The organism is Shewanella scandinavica, from assembly GCF_031932065.1.
Taxonomy (GTDB): Bacteria; Pseudomonadota; Gammaproteobacteria; order Enterobacterales; family Shewanellaceae; genus Shewanella; species Shewanella baltica.
Genome location: NZ_JAUOES010000044.1, coordinates 1 through 17,388, shown reverse-complemented (window position 1 = coordinate 17,388; position 17,388 = coordinate 1). Strand labels below are relative to the sequence as shown.

14 protein-coding genes are annotated in these 17,388 nt (G+C 46.1%); 9 read left to right on the top strand and 5 right to left on the bottom strand.

Annotated features, from left to right (window positions below; all coding sequences use genetic code 11):
* The 7 genes from Q4Q50_RS21690 to Q4Q50_RS21660 form a co-directional block, all read left to right on the top strand.
* Positions 1 to 3,508 (top strand): Ig-like domain-containing protein (locus Q4Q50_RS21690; RefSeq protein ID WP_311901097.1); only part of this gene is annotated, 3,508 nt, incomplete at its 5' end.
* Positions 3,509 to 3,744: 236 nt separating this feature from the next.
* Positions 3,745 to 4,296, top strand: coding sequence for an ADP compounds hydrolase NudE (gene nudE, locus Q4Q50_RS21685; protein WP_311901096.1), 552 nt, complete (start codon positions 3,745 to 3,747; stop codon positions 4,294 to 4,296).
* 71 nt (positions 4,297 to 4,367) lie between these two features.
* The gene (gene cysQ, locus Q4Q50_RS21680; protein ID WP_006083628.1) at positions 4,368 to 5,180 is read left to right on the top strand and encodes a 3'(2'),5'-bisphosphate nucleotidase CysQ; all 813 of its coding nucleotides are present in this window, start codon (positions 4,368 to 4,370) and stop codon (positions 5,178 to 5,180) included.
* Positions 5,181 to 5,187: 7 nt separating this feature from the next.
* Positions 5,188 to 5,631, top strand: a complete 444-nt coding sequence (locus Q4Q50_RS21675) for a GNAT family N-acetyltransferase (protein ID WP_220777784.1) — start codon at positions 5,188 to 5,190, stop codon at positions 5,629 to 5,631.
* Between the two features lie 298 nt (positions 5,632 to 5,929).
* Entirely contained in the window at positions 5,930 to 6,541 is a 612-nt protein-coding gene (locus Q4Q50_RS21670) for a TetR/AcrR family transcriptional regulator (protein WP_300482629.1), read from the top strand.
* The gene (locus tag Q4Q50_RS21665; protein WP_311901092.1) at positions 6,532 to 8,409 is read left to right on the top strand and encodes an MFS transporter; all 1,878 of its coding nucleotides are present in this window, start codon (positions 6,532 to 6,534) and stop codon (positions 8,407 to 8,409) included. Before Q4Q50_RS21670 ends, Q4Q50_RS21665 begins: the two co-directional genes overlap by 10 nt.
* 56 nt (positions 8,410 to 8,465) lie before the next feature.
* On the top strand, positions 8,466 to 9,782 hold the full coding sequence (locus Q4Q50_RS21660; RefSeq protein ID WP_311901089.1) for a hypothetical protein: 1,317 nt from the start codon (positions 8,466 to 8,468) through the stop codon (positions 9,780 to 9,782).
* A 23-nt stretch (positions 9,783 to 9,805) separates the two neighbouring features.
* On the opposite strand, the gene mnmH is transcribed toward Q4Q50_RS21660, so the two are convergent.
* From mnmH to Q4Q50_RS21645, 3 genes are all read right to left on the bottom strand, one after another.
* Positions 9,806 to 10,927 carry a tRNA 2-selenouridine(34) synthase MnmH gene (gene mnmH, locus Q4Q50_RS21655; RefSeq protein ID WP_311901088.1) on the bottom strand — a complete coding sequence of 374 codons (1,122 nt, stop codon included), beginning with the start codon at positions 10,925 to 10,927 and terminating at the stop codon, positions 9,806 to 9,808.
* The gene (selD, locus tag Q4Q50_RS21650) at positions 10,927 to 11,985 is read right to left on the bottom strand and encodes a selenide, water dikinase SelD (protein WP_311901086.1); all 1,059 of its coding nucleotides are present in this window, start codon (positions 11,983 to 11,985) and stop codon (positions 10,927 to 10,929) included. Before selD ends, mnmH begins: the two co-directional genes overlap by 1 nt.
* 95 nt (positions 11,986 to 12,080) lie before the next feature.
* Entirely contained in the window at positions 12,081 to 13,187 is a 1,107-nt protein-coding gene (locus tag Q4Q50_RS21645; RefSeq protein WP_028759426.1) for an acyl-CoA desaturase, read from the bottom strand.
* A gap of 144 nt (positions 13,188 to 13,331) precedes the next feature.
* On the opposite strand from Q4Q50_RS21645, the gene fabR reads away from it, so the two are divergent.
* Complete coding sequence (gene fabR / locus Q4Q50_RS21640; protein WP_105251021.1) at positions 13,332 to 13,946, top strand: HTH-type transcriptional repressor FabR; 615 nt, start codon at positions 13,332 to 13,334, stop codon at positions 13,944 to 13,946.
* Between the two features lie 125 nt (positions 13,947 to 14,071).
* Here the strand turns inward: fabR and trmA are convergent, their stop codons facing one another.
* Positions 14,072 to 15,169, bottom strand: coding sequence for a tRNA (uridine(54)-C5)-methyltransferase TrmA (gene trmA, locus Q4Q50_RS21635; RefSeq protein WP_311901083.1), 1,098 nt, complete (start codon positions 15,167 to 15,169; stop codon positions 14,072 to 14,074).
* A gap of 243 nt (positions 15,170 to 15,412) precedes the next feature.
* On the opposite strand from trmA, the gene murI reads away from it, so the two are divergent.
* On the top strand, positions 15,413 to 16,237 hold the full coding sequence (murI, locus tag Q4Q50_RS21630; RefSeq protein ID WP_311901081.1) for a glutamate racemase: 825 nt from the start codon (positions 15,413 to 15,415) through the stop codon (positions 16,235 to 16,237).
* 37 nt (positions 16,238 to 16,274) lie between these two features.
* Here the strand turns inward: murI and Q4Q50_RS21625 are convergent, their stop codons facing one another.
* Positions 16,275 to 16,739, bottom strand: coding sequence for an RNA-binding protein (locus Q4Q50_RS21625; RefSeq protein WP_006083618.1), 465 nt, complete (start codon positions 16,737 to 16,739; stop codon positions 16,275 to 16,277).
* Between the last annotated feature and the right edge of the window lie 649 nt (positions 16,740 to 17,388).

The window sequence follows — 17,388 nt, the reverse complement described above, 5'->3', positions numbered from 1 at the left end:
CACTGCTGCCACTCAAGATGCGGCGTACAGCTACACCTTTGCGGCTGCGGATACCGATGTGGGCGACACCTTAACCTTAAGCGCGGTGACTAAACCAAGCTGGTTGAGCTTCAATGCGGCCACTGGATTGTTAAGTGGCACGCCAAGCAATGCCGATGTGGGCAGCCATGCGGTGACACTGAAAGTCACCGACACGGACGGCTTAACGGCAGAGCAAAGCTTCAGCATCACTGTGACCAACGTCAACGATGCACCTGTGGCGACAAGTTTAACTGTGACGTTAGAGGAAGATAGTTCTGTGGCTATCACCCTTGCGGCAGAGGATGTGGATAACGACCCGCTCACCTATGAAGTGGTGAGTCAGCCAGAATCCGGCACCTTAGAGCAACATGGCACTGTTTGGCTGTATACCCCTGAGAAGGATTTCAATGGAACAGACATGTTTAGCTTTATTGCTAAGGATGCCGAGCTGAGTTCAGAGCCTGCAACTGTAACTATTAATGTCACGCCAGTGAATGATGATCCGCAGGCGGTTGATGACGACTACACCTTAACAAGTACCGCCAACGATATGTATGCGCTTGCGGTGCTCGCGAACGATGTTGATGTCGATGGTGATACCTTAACGATAGATGGTGCGGCTGCGGATATCGGCAGTGTGCAAATCACCAGTGAGGGCTTGAGCTTTACTGCGCCTGAAGCCTATGTCGGGCCTGTGGCGCTTCGCTATACCATCAGTGATGGTAACAAGGGGCGTGCAAGTGCCAAAGTGAATGTATTGATTGAAGGCACTGAGTCGGACAATCAGCCAGTGATCACTTTGCCTGACGATGTCGATGTGAATGCGACGGGCCTATTTACTCGCGTTAAACTTGGTTTCGCGAAAGCGGTCGATCGTAATGGTCATCCATTGCCCGTTTCTCTGGTGAATAAGAGTCTGTTCTTCGCACCCGGCAGCTACTTAGCTTACTGGCAAGCTATAGATCGCGATGGTAATAAGGCGATTAAAGCACAAAAGGTGAAAGTGCATCCTTTGATTTCCTTGAGTAAAGATCAACTTGTCGGTGAGGGGAATGAGGTGGTGGTGAGCGTGCACCTTAATGGCGCCGCACCCGTATATCCACTTTCTGTGCCTTATACCGTTTCAGGCTCTGCAGGTAGCGGTGATCATGATTTGGTTGATGGGGTGGTCGAAGTGACATCGGGCCAACAAGCTGAGATCCGCTTTAGCACCTTTGAAGATGGTGAGGTCGAAGTGGATGAGGATGTGCTGATTAATCTAGATCCTAGCTTGAACTTGGGCAGTAAGCAGCAAACTCAGGTGTTGATCACCGAAGCGAATATTGCGCCTAAGGTAACGTTGGATGTGACTCAAGCGGGAGTGCACCAATTTATCGTGGCGCAAAATGGCGGTGATGTACGCATTAATGCTGATATCAGTGACGCCAATATGCAGGATAGCTTAACGTCAACATGGGCAAGCGGTTCGCTGAACTTACAATCCGATGATGCGGGCATGTTCTTCTCTCCAGTCTCTGTCCTGCCGGGCATTTACCCTGTGAGTGTGACTGTCACTGATAATGGTTTGCCTGCGCTGTCTACTACAGAGAAAGTCTACATTGTGGTGCGTTCAAGCTTACCTGTATTGACAGGCGCAGACACAGACGGTGATTTGATCCCAGATGTTCAAGAAGGCTTTACCGATTCAGATGATGACGGTATTCCTGATTACTTGGATGCGATTAACGACTGTAACATTATGCCCGAAGGTGAATTGCAGCCTGTGTACTTCTTGGCTGAAGGGCAGGCTGGCGTGTGCTTACGCTTAGGTAATATTGCACTGATGCAAGAGCAAAGTGGTATTCAACTATTACCTGATCTTGTCCCAGAAGACAGCATAGCAGCCAATGTCGGCGGTATTTTTGACTTCATTGCGACGGGATTGCCACAACAAGGGCAGAGTTACAGTCTGGTGATACCACAACGTTCGCCAGTTCCTGCCAATGCGGTATATCGTAAGTATCAAGCCCAAAATGGTTGGAAGGATTTTGTGATTGATACGCGCAATAGTGTCGCCAGTAGTGAAGGTGAGCGTGGTTTCTGTCCTCCACCGGGAGACAGTCGTTGGACTTCTGGATTAACTGAAGGCCATTGGTGTGTGCAGTTAACCATAGAAGATGGTGGACCAAACGATGACGATGGCGTCGCTAACCGTACTATCGTCGATCCAAGTGGCGTGTCCGTGATACTCAATGGCAACCATTTACCGGTGGCGAACCCAGATACGGCCTCTTTACCTTGGAATCAGAGCCTCGATGTTGATGTGCTCGCCAATGATACCGATGGTGATGGTGATGCCTTGACAGTTACACAAGTGACTAGCGAGTTTGGTACCGCCGTCATCTTGGCTAATCAGCAACTAAGTTACACGCCAGCAACCGATTTCATCGGTACTGATGTGCTGGTGTATAGCATTACCGATGGAAAAGGTGGTACTGCAAGTAGTGAGTTGACTGTGGTAGTGAGTGGCAATACCGCGCCAACGACAGTCAACGACAGCGCCGCAACCGACGATAGAACGAGCTTGCTACTCGATGTACTGAGTAACGACAGTGATCCAGACGGTAATGTTTTAACTTTAGTCAGCGCTACCGCGCAGCAAGGGGCTGTGTCAGTGGAGTCGAACAAGCTGCGTTATATCCCTAAAGCGGGATTCGATGGCGTCGATACCGTGACGTATCAGATTAGCGATGGGTTGGGCGGTGAGGCAACAGGGCAAGTGTTCATTACCGTTAAGGCCTATCAAGAAGTGGTGATTGATAACAAATCGGGTGGAGGTAGTATGGCCTTGTGGGCATTAGGCTTGATCGTTGCGACGGGTTTAATTCGCCGCCGTGAATTACATAAAGCGGTCTTGGGTGCTGTGTTGCTCGCCAGCACAGTGACTCAAGCGAATGCCGCTGATAACTGGTATGCCGAGGGCTTTGTCGGCCAAGCTCAGGTTGATAGCGGCAGACGAGAGTTACAGTCTGACGCTGCAGCTGGCGAAGTGACATCGGTTGATGACAAAGATACTGCGTTTGGCTTAAGTGTGGGTTATCAATGGACTCCCATGGTGGCAATCGAATTAGGCTATGCCGACTTTGGTAATGGAAGTGCGCGGATTGAGGGCGCAAGTCTGACTCCGGCGCAATATCATGAGCAGGTCAAAGCTGTGACCCCCGTACTGGCTGATGGCGTGATGTTGGGATTGCGTTTTACCTTACTGCAGCATGATGCTTGGTGGTTTGAAGTACCCATTGGATTATTTCGATGGCAAGCGGATATCAGTAGCACTATGGGCAATAGCCGTTTAACCACAGAGCTTGATGGTACTGATTGGTATGCGGGTTTGCGGTTTAGCTATCAAGTGAGTGACGCTTGGTCAGTTGGTTTGGGGTATCAGTATGTGGATATCGAGCCGAATGACTTCCTCAGTTACCAGCTCAATCTACGTTATCAATTTTAAGCGTTAGCATATCAAAAGGGGCATTCGCCCCTTTTTACTCTCTAATAAAAACATCATATTTGAGAATATTTTGAAGGTGTTCACTTAAGGCTGGGCTTGGTTTGTGATGCATGTCGCAAAGGATTTGTGGCTTACCCTTAGGAGCATGTAACAAATTCAGGTTGTAGATTAAAGACAGGATAGTAAGATTGTCACTTATCTTATTTAATTTATCGCTTTTTTATCTAGAGGCAGTTATGTCGCAGCGGCAGAATAAGCCGGAAATATTGCATACCGAAGTTGTCGCGAAAAGCCGATTATTTCAAATTGAGCAAGTGCATCTTAAGTTCTCAAATGGTGTCGAACGCCAATACGAGCGTATGAAAGGCGGCAGCCGTGGTGCTGTGATGATAGTGCCTATTCATCAAGGGCAAATGCTACTGGCGCGGGAATATGCAGCCGGAACAGATAATTACGAGCTCGGGTTTCCTAAAGGTCTTATCGACCCTGGTGAATCGCCAGTCGAAGCGGCTAACCGTGAATTGCAGGAAGAAATTGGCTTTGGGGCGAATAAGCTCACGCTATTGAAAGAACTTAGCCTAGCGCCGGGGTATTTCTCCAGTAAGATGCAAATTTTTCTTGCAGAAGATCTGTATGAGAGTCGCCTTGAAGGTGATGAGCCAGAGCCCATTGATGTGGTGCCTTGGGCGCTCGCCGATTGGGAGGCCTTGCTCGATGATGTCGATTTTTCAGAATCCCGTAGTGTGAGCGCGTTGTTTTTAGCGCAAAAGTATTTATACCCTAAATAATCTTTTTCCTTTTAAGCGTTCAAAGCTGGAACGCTTGCAAAACATTCGCGAACTTTGCGATTGGAGTTGTTATGAAGCCAGAAGAGTTGATCGACGAAGTTATTGCGATTGCGACCGATGCCGGGATAACTATCCGTGACATTTATCTCAAAGGTAATTTTGAGCGAGAAATGAAGTCTGACAATACCCCTGTCACTTCCGCAGATTTAGCGGCGAACAAGATCATTTGTGACCGATTAACTGCTTTAACGCCTGATATTCCTGTGTTATCTGAAGAGGCAGCCGACATTCCGCTGAGCGTGCGTGAATCTTGGAAGCGCTATTGGTTGGTCGATCCACTCGATGGCACGGGTGAGTTTATTGCCGGCAGTGGTGATTTTTCGGTGATTATTGCACTGGTGGAGCATAATCGTCCCGTGATGGGCGTGGTGTATGTGCCTATGACGCAAGTGTGTTATTACGCGATTGCAGGTTTAGGGGCATACAAACGCACGGATAAACAGGAAGTGCGGATCAGCAGTCGCCAAATCGAGCACCGTGAAAAGGTCTCCCTAAGATTAGCCGTAAGTCGCCGTCAGGACCCTCAATCTGTGTTGACCCTATTCAACCATCCCAAACACTGCGAGTTAGTCGTTATGGGCGGCGCAGCGTTAAAGAGTTGTCTTGTCGCCGAAGGTCGAGCCGATTGTTATGTACGAGTCGGACCAACGGGTGAGTGGGACACGGGAGCCGCGCAAATTATCGTCGAGGAAGCGGGTGGGCAGCTGATGGATACTGAGTTGCAACCGTTAACCTACAATGAGCGCGAGACGTTAGAAAACCCTAACTTTATCGTAGTGGGCGCACCCAACTTAGAGTGGGATAAGATTTTAATAGGTGAATGATTTTCGAATGCAGTCTATACGCCCGGTATTAAAGTCAGAGTTATTAGCGGTTTATCAGCTTGAGCAAGCCATTTTTGGTGAGCATAGTTATCCCGATTTTTTCTTCCGTCAGGGATTTGATTGCTGGCCAGAGCAATTTTTAGTGGCGGTGGATGAAGATAATCTTCTGCAAGGTTATTTGCTCTGTGCCCAGAGTGGCGATCCTACTTGTAGGTGGATTTTATCTGTTGCAGTAAGTGAAGATGCTCGTGGAAAGGGATTAGGCAAACGTTTGATGCAGCAGTGTTTAGCTGAGTTACCCGTCTCTGTTGAACGTGTGTGTCTAACGGTTGACCCGAGTAATCCTGCCCATGGCTTATATCAGCATTTAGGTTTCGTTGATTCGGCTTTTGAGGCCGATTATTTTGGCGCTGGTGCTGATAGAGTGGTGATGACTTATCGTAGGCCTTAAATTCCATGGTCACTTTTAATTAAAAACACCTTTGAATTAAGAATGATTTTTAAACCAAAATAATGGACGGCGTGCTGACTGAGTGCGCCGTTTTTTATGCTATTTTGTGTGGTGTAATCCCACATATATAGTTCAGTTTTACTGAGTGAATCGATTTCGAGCGTCTATCTTTATTTATCATTCTCAATGATATCCTTCACTATTTATCCGCGACTGTACGTAAAACAAACTTATTATGAACGTTGTTTTTTATTTTGACTGCTGTTAGTCTCTTGCTATCCAACAGGGAGTGAGACCTATGGCCAGACGAAAAGAACACAGCCATGATGAAATTCGCGCTATGGCAATACAAGCGGCAACTGAGTTATTGACCGAACAAGGTGTTGTAGGGCTGAGCTTACGCAAAGTGGCTAGCCAAATTGGCTATGTCCCTAGCACCTTGATCAATATTTTCGGCAGCTATAACTATTTGTTGCTGGCGGTTTCTGAGGCAACGCTTAGGACTTTACACGATCGATTAGCGGGTGTATGTGCTGCCGACAGTTTGCGTAAAATCATTGCAATGGCGTGGGAGTATAGTCAGTTTGCCAATGAGCAGCGGCAAGCTTTCAAGCTGGTTTTTGAGCTGCAATTACTCGATTCTGAGCCTTTGCCGGCATCACAAGGGCAATTGATTGCAGGGTTATTCATACTGATTGAACGTGAGTTAGCGCAGATCTTCCCTGAGGCGACTCCGGAGCAGCATCTCATTATGAGTCGTGTGTTGTGGGGTGGGATTCATGGGCTAACTGCTTTATCCCTCGATAATAAGCTCTTTGCTGAATCGTTATCACTGCGGGATTTACTCGAGAGCCATGTGCAGGCTTATCTACAAGGAATGGGTTACCAGAGGGAACTATCATGCTGCTAACAAAACGTTTTTTACCTTATTTTGCGACTCAGTGCTTAGGCGCATTGAATGACAACATTTATAAAAATGTGTTGCTGCTATTAGTGACTTTCAGTCAAGTCAAAGACTTGCCCATAAGCGTCGATATGTTTGTGAATTTGGCTGCTGGAGTGTTTATCCTGCCGTTTTTCCTGTTTTCGGCCCACGCGGGTGTGGTTGCCGATAATATGGATAAGGCCAAACTTATCCGTCGATTAAAACTACTCGAAGTCATTATTATGTCCTGCGCCGCTATCGCGATAGTGAGCGAGAACTATATGATGATGTTATTACTGTTATTTTTAACCGGTAGTCAGTCGGCTTATTTCGGTCCGGTCAAATATTCCTTGTTACCCCAAGCGTTGAAAGAGGACGAGTTAGTTACAGGCAATGCGTGGGTTGAAATGGGCACTTTTCTCTCTATTTTGGTCGGCACGTTAAGTGCGGGGATCTTAGTTTCTGAAGTCAACGGTACGCTTTGGGCTGCCATTACCGTTGCCGTATTGTCTTTAGCGGGATACTTGTCGAGTCGCGCCATTCCTGCTTTACCGCCGCAGGGCGTCATCGAGAGAATACGTTTCAGGCCGTTATCGGGCACTTGGCGCAGTATTAAAAAAGCGCGTCAAACACCTTCAATCTGGATGGCTATCCTCGCTATCAGTTGGTTTTGGTTTTTAGGTGCGACCTATCTGACCCAATTCCCTAACTTTGCCAAGCTGCACCTGCATTCTGGTGCGACTGTGGTGTCGTTATTGTTGGGCATGTTTTCCATCGGAATCGCTGTTGGCTCCTTCGTCTGTGAACGTTTTTCCTACGGCCATGTGGAACTCGGTTTGCTGCCATTCGGGGTATTGGGATTAACTATCTTTGGTGTCGATTTGCTTTGGGCGATTCCACCTGTGCCAGTGGATGCTGGTTTTGTCTATGGATTAAAAGCCTTTATTGCCGAGTCGCAACATTATCGGGTGATGCTAGATTTCTTTATGATCGGCGTTAGCGGCGGCTTGTTTATCGTCCCCTTATACGCCTTTATTCAGTCCCGTTCGGCCAAGGGCGAATGTGCTCAGGCGATTGCTGCCAATAACATTATGAACTCTCTGTTTATGGTGGCTTCGGCGCTGCTATCTATCTTGCTGCTTGGCGTTGCGGGTTGGACGATTCCGCAGTTATTCCTACTGCTTGCAGTGATGAACTTTGTCGTCGCTCTCTATGTTTATTCACAAGTGCCAGAATTTACTCAGCGATTTATCAGTTACTTATTGAGTCATGTTATGTATCGCGTGACTGTAACTGGCCGAGAGATAATTCCAAAGGAAGGGGCCGGCATCATAGTCTGCAACCATGTGAGCTATGTGGATGCCTTGATTATTATGGGGGCATCGACTCGGCCTATTCGTTTTGTAATGGATAAGTCCATCAGCGAAATTCCTTTGCTGAAATATTTGTTCCGCCACGCTGGAGTGATCCCTATCTGTTCCCCTAGACAGAGTGAAACCACTTATAACCAAGCGTTTGAGACTATCCACGAAGCGCTGATAAATGGCGAATTGGTGTGTATTTTCCCTGAGGGTCGACTCACTCCTGACGGTGAATTAGGTGAATTCCGTCCCGGTATCGATAAAATCCTCGCCAGAGATCCCGTCCCTGTGGTGCCTATGGCATTACACGGATTATGGGGTTCTTACTTTAGCCACAAGGGCGGGCATGCCTTAGCTAAAATGCCCAAGCGTTTTTGGTCAAGGGTGTCGGTGGATATTGCGGTTCCTATCGTGGACGTTTCCGCTAATCGTGAAAATTTGCGACATCAAGTTGCAAACCTACTTGTTGAACGAAATGAAGCCGTGTTGTAATTGGTATGCTTTAACAAATTTACAAAATAATAACTTATATACTCTGGAGTTTGGTCATGGGAAAAGGATGTTATGCCAGTGCACTAGTGTTATTGCTTGGTGGATGTGGAGGTTCGGGTGATTCAAGTGGTGGGGATTCTGGTGATTCGGGTACAACACCAGCTAGATTGGTTATGGATGTGCAGAGCGTTGCAAGCAAATGCAATGTAAAAGAAAAAATGGCAGGTGCCGATGTTATTATTCACCGACAAGACGGCCATATTCTCGGCACTTATAAGAGTGATGGGCAGGGACATGTCGATATACCCTGGACAAGCGAAGCATCACATTTAACAGTTGCAGCAAAAGAGTTTCGTAATGGTCAGTCAACTTGGAGCATCCGTACGGATTTAGCCGCTAAAGCTGGCGACTATGGCATTTATGCTTTCACAGATGAAAATTTAAATAGCCAATGTGACTGTAGTGATGTGAATTTTGATCTTAGTGAAATTGAAGCTGTATATAGTGACTACCAGCTATATGGTAATAACTCATTTTTGGACTCACATTCTAACAATTCTTCATTACGCCTGTGTAAGCAGGACGATAAGTTTGCACCAGTGAATATGGTGTTAGTTCCTAGCCAGAGTGGTGTTACGGCTTATGCTGCTAGCATAGAAATAAATACACTAGATTTATCGCAAGCAGTACCTATATCGAGTAGTGAATTTGAAGGTACTCATCATGAAGGGACTCCGTTAAATGTTGATGTGAATACCAATGATTATTCGCTAAGGAGTTACTCTGAAACTGAATTTGGTCGCCAAAACTGGGTAGAATGGCCGACGAAAGAAGTGCAATTATTTCCCGCGATTTTTGATCGCAATTTAGTTTACGCATCACAGTGGATTGCCCTTGGTGCGAATGAGGCTGGCTACATAAATTATTCGGCAATAACACGTAGGGCTGTTACTGATCCTTCTAAGAGTTTGAGCTTGAATTTACCGTTAAATGAAAACCAAATGCTGGATGAAACGACACGTTTAATCACTACTATTAATAATGGTGGTAGTGCAAATTATGACTACAGTTTCAACAATGCCCATATGCAAGCGATGCAAATCACCATAGGACAAGATGGCTATGCGAATTGGGCTATTTCGGCTTCATTAAAGGGGTCAATTCCGGATTTAGATTTGCCCATACACTTACAAACAGCATTTGATGGAATAACAATTCCTATGATGAGTTTGTATGTCTGGGGGTACGAAGGAATGACAGGGCTATATGATTTCCGTGCCGAGCTCAGTAAATCGAGCCGAAGCACGGGTAATATTCGCTCGGCTAAATTCGATAATTATAACTATGAAGCCATTACGATTTTTGCAAATTAATTTTTAGCGTACTCGCCGCACAGTTATTGTGCGGCTTTTCTATCACTCTTATAGTTATCCAACCATTCATGCATGGCCTGATGTGAGCCCTTAAAGAGGATCCGTTCGGATTTTTTTTGTAACTGGTATTCGTACATTGGGTCATAATATTTGTGCAGCAGCACTGCTATCCATGCTAAATGCAGAGAAGTGTCATTTTGATGGAGTTGCTGGGTTAATGCCTGTTGCATCATATCCTGTAGTTCTTGATGTTGTTTACCACCTAAGCGTTTACGAATGCTCACTAAACTCTGTAACAGGTACTGGCTAAAGGCGGCGAATCCCGCTTCAGCGCCTAAGCGATCACAGAATCCCCTATGCATTTTGTGCACATACTCATTGAGTAGCCGCTGCAGCCTGAAGTCGTCCGCCTCCTCTAATACCAGCACATCAGCGGTCTGCATCGCAGTATAAAATGTCTGCGGCAGCGCCGAGCGCCCAATCAGGAAGCTTTCATCTTCGAGCAGTAAACAGGCAACACCGCTCGTTTGGTGCTGTAGCAAGGCAATGGCAAGCTGATTTTCAAAGTTAATCTGCGTCGGCTGTGGGTCGATATTCTTCCCAAAGCTAGAGCCTCTATGATTGGCTATCCCTTCAAGATCAACCGCTTCTTTACGCTGCAATAAGAAATCGGTTTTACCGCAGCCCGTCATCCCGCTCAAACTCAATAACGGCTGCTGAGTCGGTGCCGCTTCAATCACGCCAATCAGATATTGGCGCATAGCCTTATAGCCACCCTGAATATAAGGGACTTCTACACCGGCTTCTTTGAGCCATTGTTGCGTGAGTTGCGAGCGTAAGCCGCCACGAAAACAATAAAGATAGGCGTTGGGGTTGGCTTTCACATAGCTTGCCCAAGCTTCGATTCTCTGTTGCTTGATGGGGCCATTAACCAGTGAATGACCCAATGCAATCGCGGCTTGCTGACCTGATTGCTTATAACAAGTGCCGACTTTTTCCCTTTCACTATCCAGCATTAAGGGTAAGTTGGTCGAGTTGGGAAACGCACCTCGAGTAAACTCTATGGGTGCTCGCACATCCATGATGGGATGTTGATTAAGGAAAATTTCCCGATATTGTTCTGCAGCGACGATCGCGTTTGGCATTAGCACAGCACCACATTCGCTTCAGTGGTGGGAGTTTCCAGTGATCCAATGCAAATTGGGGCGATGTGATGCGCATCGAGTAGGGCAATTAATTCCGCTTCGGCTTCGGCCGAGACGGCAACTAGCAGACCACCACTGGTTTGCGGATCGCACAGAATCGCTTTTTGATGCTCGCTGAGCTCGGGGAGATGCTCGCCATAACTGTCGTAATTTCGGTGAGTCCCGCCAGGAACGCAACCTAAGGCTAAGTAATCTAAGACGCGTGGTAGTAACGGCACCGCATCAAATTTGAGTTTTGCCGTGAGCTTGGCGCCTTGGCACATTTCGAGTAAGTGTCCCGCCAGTCCAAAACCTGTGACATCGGTCAGGGCATTTACACCGCTAATTTTTGCAATGGTCGCGCCTATAGTATTGAGTTGACACATGGCATTGACCGCAATGAGACTATCTTCATCGCGGAGTTTTTTCTGTTTTTGCGCTGTGGTTAAAATACCAATGCCGATAGGTTTAGTGAGATATAAACGATCGCCGGCTTTAGCAGTATCATTCTGTTTTAAATCACTTAAGGCAATTTGCCCGGTAACCGCGAGACCAAAAATAGGTTCGGGTGCGTCTATGCTATGACCACCGGCTAGCATGATCCCTGCTTCCATGCAGGCTTGTCTGCCGCCATCGACCACTTGCTGTGCGATTTCTGCGGGTAGTTTATTGATTGGCCAACCTAAAATTGCAATCGCCATAATAGGCGTGCCGCCCATGGCATAAATATCGCTGATCGCATTGGTCGCTGCGATACGACCGAAGGTGAATGGATCGTCAACAATTGGCATAAAAAAATCGGTAGTGCTAATGATGCCTATGTCATCATTGAGTTTGTACACTGCAGCATCGTCGCGGCTCTGATTGCCAACCAGCAGATTTGGATCGGTAAATACAGGTAATTGCGAGGCTAAGATAGTGCTGAGCACTTTAGGGGATATTTTGCAGCCACAACCTGCGCCATGACTATATTCTGTTAGCTTGATTGATTCTGGGAGTGTAACTGGGGAATCTGACATGATCTCAACAGCCTATTTAAGTGATTAAGGCATCATCATAATCAGATACGGCCACCATGCAAGGTGGCCGTATGACTTTCGGGCAGAATTGTGGCTTAGCTATAAGTTGCGGTCAGGCTGCGCCAATGTTTTTGCTGGACTAAGAAACGCGCCTTTAGCTCTTCAACTTGTTGCAATAGTTGCTGATCGACAAGTTGTTTACGCTTGGCCTCAAGCAAGGTTTTCTGTGCTTGATAGTAATCCATTAAGTGCAGCTTTAATAACTCATACTCTGCTTGGATTTTTTCAATAATTTCATCAGCATTAGGCAGGTTATTAACCTTCCGCTTGGTACGTAATAACTGCATTTGTAAGCGTGCGCTCTCGATACGTTCCTGTGGACTCGTACGCAAATCCTTAGCTAAACCTAACCAAGATAATGACTTAATCAACCATTTGGTTGGATCGTAGTGCCACCATTTAATGCCATTACGATAGTCATTTTCGAAAATATGATGGAAATTATGATAACCCTCACCGTAGGTCAACATGGCCAAGAAGCCATTATCGCGGGCGGTATTCTTATCGGTATAAGGCTGACTGCCCCACACGTGGGCTAAAGAGTTGATAAAGAAAGTGCAGTGATGCACCACCACTAAACGCAGTAAACCCGCCATCAATAACATAGACAGCACGTCACCATTGAGCCAACCAAGCAGTGCAGGCAGCCCAATGTTCATCAGCAACACGAGTGCGAGGTAATGTTTGTGTTGCCACATGACAATACGGTCATTTTGCAGATCACGCACATTTTGATAATCGTGATAGCGTTGCGACTGATACTCACGCAGCATCCAACCGATATGGCTGTACCAGAATCCCATTTTGGCTGAGTACGGGTCCTTGTCGTTATCATCTACGTGCTTGTGGTGGACTCTGTGATCAGATGCCCAGTGCAATGCACTGTTTTGTAATGCTAAAGCACCACCAAGGGCATATATAAAACGCACCGCTGGATGGGCTTTATAGGCCTTGTGTGACCAGAGTCTGTGATAACCTGCGGTGATTGACAGGCCACTGGCAAAGGCTAAAACAATAAAAGCGATCCATTCACTGGCACCATAGCCGTGAACAATACCGCGCCATGGAACTAAAATTACCGCACTGAGGAAAGTGATGGCAAACAGACTGACATTAAGCCAGATGATAGGGGGTTTTTTCATTATAGGTTTCCAAAATTCGCTTTTGAGCGTACATCTGTAAGCTAATTTAGCCTAGCTATATTGTTTGGTCAAGGACGATGGGGCTGTGTTTAATGCCTAAAAGCGGTATTATCGCGTCATTACATTCAGTTAGCGGATTTAAGAATGGGTATTCGAGCACAGCAAAAAGAGAAAACTCGTCGAGCTTTAGTCGATGCGGCCTTTAATCAGCTAAGTGCTGAGCGCAGTTTCTCAAGTCTGAGTTTGCGAGAGGTTGCTCGGGAAGCCAATATCGCGCCGACATCTTTTTATCGCCATTTTAAAGATATGAACGAACTCGGTCTCACTATGGTGGACGAGGGCGGATTAACACTCAGGCAGATGATGCGAAAAGGCCGTCAGCGAGCTGAAGTGGGTGGCAGTGTGATCCGTATTTCTGTTGATACTTTTATGGAAGTGCTTGATTCTAATCCAAACGTATTCCGCATCTTATTGCATGAACGTTCAGGAACCTCCGCAGCGTTCCGTGCGGCGGTTGCCCGCGAAATTGAACATTTTATTTCTGAATTGGCTCACTATACCGAAGCGAAAGCGGGCCGAACCCCGTTATTGGCCCGTGCACAGGCAGAAGCCTTAGTGACTTTGGTGTTTAACGCCGGCGCTTCCGCATTAGATATGAAACGCGCCGATCGTAAAATTCTTGCCGATCAATTAGTCATGCAATTGCGTATGGTCGCCAAAGGCGCCGAGGCTTTGCAGCATAAGGTTGAACACCGCTAATCAGAGTGACATGCATAGCCGCTAAAAATAATGGAGCCTGAGGCTCCATTATTTTTAGCGAATTTATGTTTGAGTTCTAGCAACGTTTAACTGCTATGCAGCCGAGCTCAAAGCACTTGAAGTGACTAACGACGCTCTAGTAGGACACCTGTTTCCATGTGATCGGTATAAGGGAACTGATCAAACAAGGCGAAGCGAGTGACTTTATGGGTTTCGTTTAGTTGCTGCAGATTGTCTTTTAAGGTTTCAGGGTTGCAGGAAATATATAAGATCCGCTCGTAACCTTGTACTAATGCCAGCGTATCAGGATCAATCCCTGCACGTGGTGGGTCGACAAAAATGGTGTTGCACACATAGCTGTCGAGATCGATACCTTCTAAACGTCTAAAGCTGCGTTTCTTCGCCATGGCATCGCTAAAGTCTTCAGCCGACATGCGGATAATCTGCAGGTTCTCAATACCATTCACTTCGATATTATATTGCGCCGCATCGACTGAGGGCTTAGCGAGTTCGGTGGCCAATACGCGATTAAAGTTTTGCGCTAGTGCGATAGAGAAGTTGCCATTACCACAGTAGAGCTCGAGTAAATCACCCTGACTGTCCTGAGTCGCATCGATAGCCCACTCCAACATTTTTACAGAAACTTTAGCATTGGGTTGAGTAAAGCTGTTCTCGATTTGCTTATATAAGAAGGTTTTACCATTCACTTGTAATGACTCGACTACAAAGTCTTTATCTAAATCGATTTTTTGCTTACGGGCACGGCCGATGATGTTGACGTTAAACTGGCTGCTTAACTTGGCTTTTAGTGCAGCCGCATCGGCGCGCCATTGGTCATCAAGCTGTCTGTGATAAAGCAAGGACACTAAGATCTCGCCGCTTAAGGTCGACAAAAAATCCACTTGGAACAGTTTATGTCTTAGACTAGGATTCGGTTTTAGCTCGGCGATTAAGGCCGACATCATTTGATTGATGAGCACGCTGGCTGGCAAGTATTGATCGCATTGCACTTTCTCATTCAATACTTTATCGAACATGTAATAGTATAAGTCGTCACCGTCATGCCACATGCGGAATTCAGCACGCATACGGTAGTTGGCAGGCTCTGAGGCAAAAACTTCAACACTCGGTGTTTCAAATTGGGCAAAGGCTTGTTCTAGCTTGATACGCTTGTGTTCTAACTGCGTATCATAAGTCTGAGGGTCCATTGCTGCTAAGTTCATTGTTTGATTCACCGTTGCTGTAAATTGGGGCGCAAATATTATACTAGGTGACACGAATGTCCAGCATCTTGCTTTTGCTGTTTATGCAAAGCTGTGGGAAAATCTGCGCGCTTGAGTGTGATTCTATGGATATTCAATGAGTATTTGGTTGGATTCATTCAATCATCAAACATCGAATCACTTAATGTTGTAATGCGTTCAATCTGTATAGCCATTTTGTTATAACCGAAACGGGAGACCCGCTTGTCGCGACCTATATTAGTGTTTGATTCTGGGATTGGTGGCCTATCCGTATTGGCTGAAATCCGCAAGAGTTTGCCCCATAGCGACTATTGTTATCTTTTCGACAATGCGAGGTTGCCCTATGGCGAGTTAGAAGAGCAGGTATTAATTGCTGGCTGTATCGCATTAGTATGTGATCTTGTGGCTCTTACCAATGCAATGATAGTCGTCGTCGCCTGCAACACCGCGAGCACTGTCGTGCTACCGGCATTACGTGCAAACCTCAGTATTCCTGTTGTGGGCGTTGTACCCGCTATCAAACCCGCTGCACAGATGTCTAAGAGTAAACGTATTGGACTCTTGGCTACCCCTGGCACAGTTAAGCGTCATTATACCCATGAGCTCATCAGCCAATTTGCCGATGATTGCCATGTCGAACTTTTTGGTTGTTCTGAACTTGTCATGATGGCGGAGCAGAAAATAGCGACAGGTGAAATGGACATGCACAGACTGGCAGATTTACTCGCGCCAGTTGTTGCCGCGCAATTGGACGTGCTCGTACTGGGTTGTACTCACTTCCCGATGATCCAAGCTGAATTACAACAAGTGCTCGGTGCGGGCGTAACGCTAATGGATTCTGGCGCTGCGATAGCTAAGCGAGTCGTGACTCTTTTAACGCAACAAAATCTTATTGTGGAACAGCGCAGAGTAACAAATGAGAGAGAAGCAGTAGGGCAGTCAGTAATGCAGGCGTTCTACACTAAAGCGGAAATTAGTGAAGGCTTAACAACAACATTAATTGATTGTGGCTTTTCAACTATCGAACGAATCACCACAACCAACTAAATTTACAACGTCGAACAAAACAGTTTAAACGGTAATGCTACTCGTCAGTACCAGTACGGTCGGCAGCTTCCGAATCTTGTGTTTTGGCTTCTCTTACTTTTAAGGTTCTTTCTTGGAAGCTATAGTCATTCAGTTTAACCATGGCTTTCTGAGCGCCAGACTCTGACATCTCCACAAAACCAAAACCTTTACGACGACCAGTCTTACGATCTCTGACTAAACGCACAGAGTTTACTGGGCCAAACTCACCAAACAATACTTTTACTTCACCTTCATGGACACGATAAGGCAGGTTACCTACATATAAGGTCATAGTAGGACCAACATATTGTTCTTCTGTAGCATGAGATGATGAAGTCTCTGGAACAAGTTTAAAGATAAGGCTAGTCACAATAACGCCTGCAACGAAGGCAATATAAGCCGGCAGCGTAGGTGCAAACTGAAATAGCACAAAGGCGCCAACAATGGCGACAATCAAAACAATAAGAAATGACTTTTGCATAAGAATGCTCTCTGATGAATGGAAAATTGATAAATAACTGTTAACAGCAAGTATATGGTAATGAATTATTTACTTTTACACTAGACCATTGCTGAAATATTGAGCGTGAATTATCAATTATTAGCTAAAAAAGCTGACTTATCTCCGATAAATAAGGTCTACAAGCTAAAAAATGGTCATAACGTTTAAAATATCGACGTACGATTCAATGATCGCTAAAAAGCCCTTGCGGACTTTCTCAATCTCCCTATAATGCGCATCCACTGACACGGCAGACAGCGTAACGCAAGTTAAGCAAAGAAAGCCAAGCAGTTCATCGGTTAGCGAGCTAAACGATGAGTGTTGAGAAAGTTGAAAAAACTACTTGACGCACTAACGGGAATGCGTAGAATACGCAGCCCTGACCCGCTGAAAACTCAGTGTGTGGTCAACGCTCTTTAACAATTTATCAAGCAAATCTGTGTGGGCACTCACAGGTGTTGAGTTAATCGAAACTGCTTAACCTTCGGGTTGGCAGTCAAAAATTTAAATCAACCAATTCTTTCACGAGAGTGATGAGTGTTCATAGCAATATGTACAAAGACTTACTACTTATTTTCGAATAAATAGGAGTCGAACAGAATTCGTTGAGCCGCTGAAGTCGTAAGAC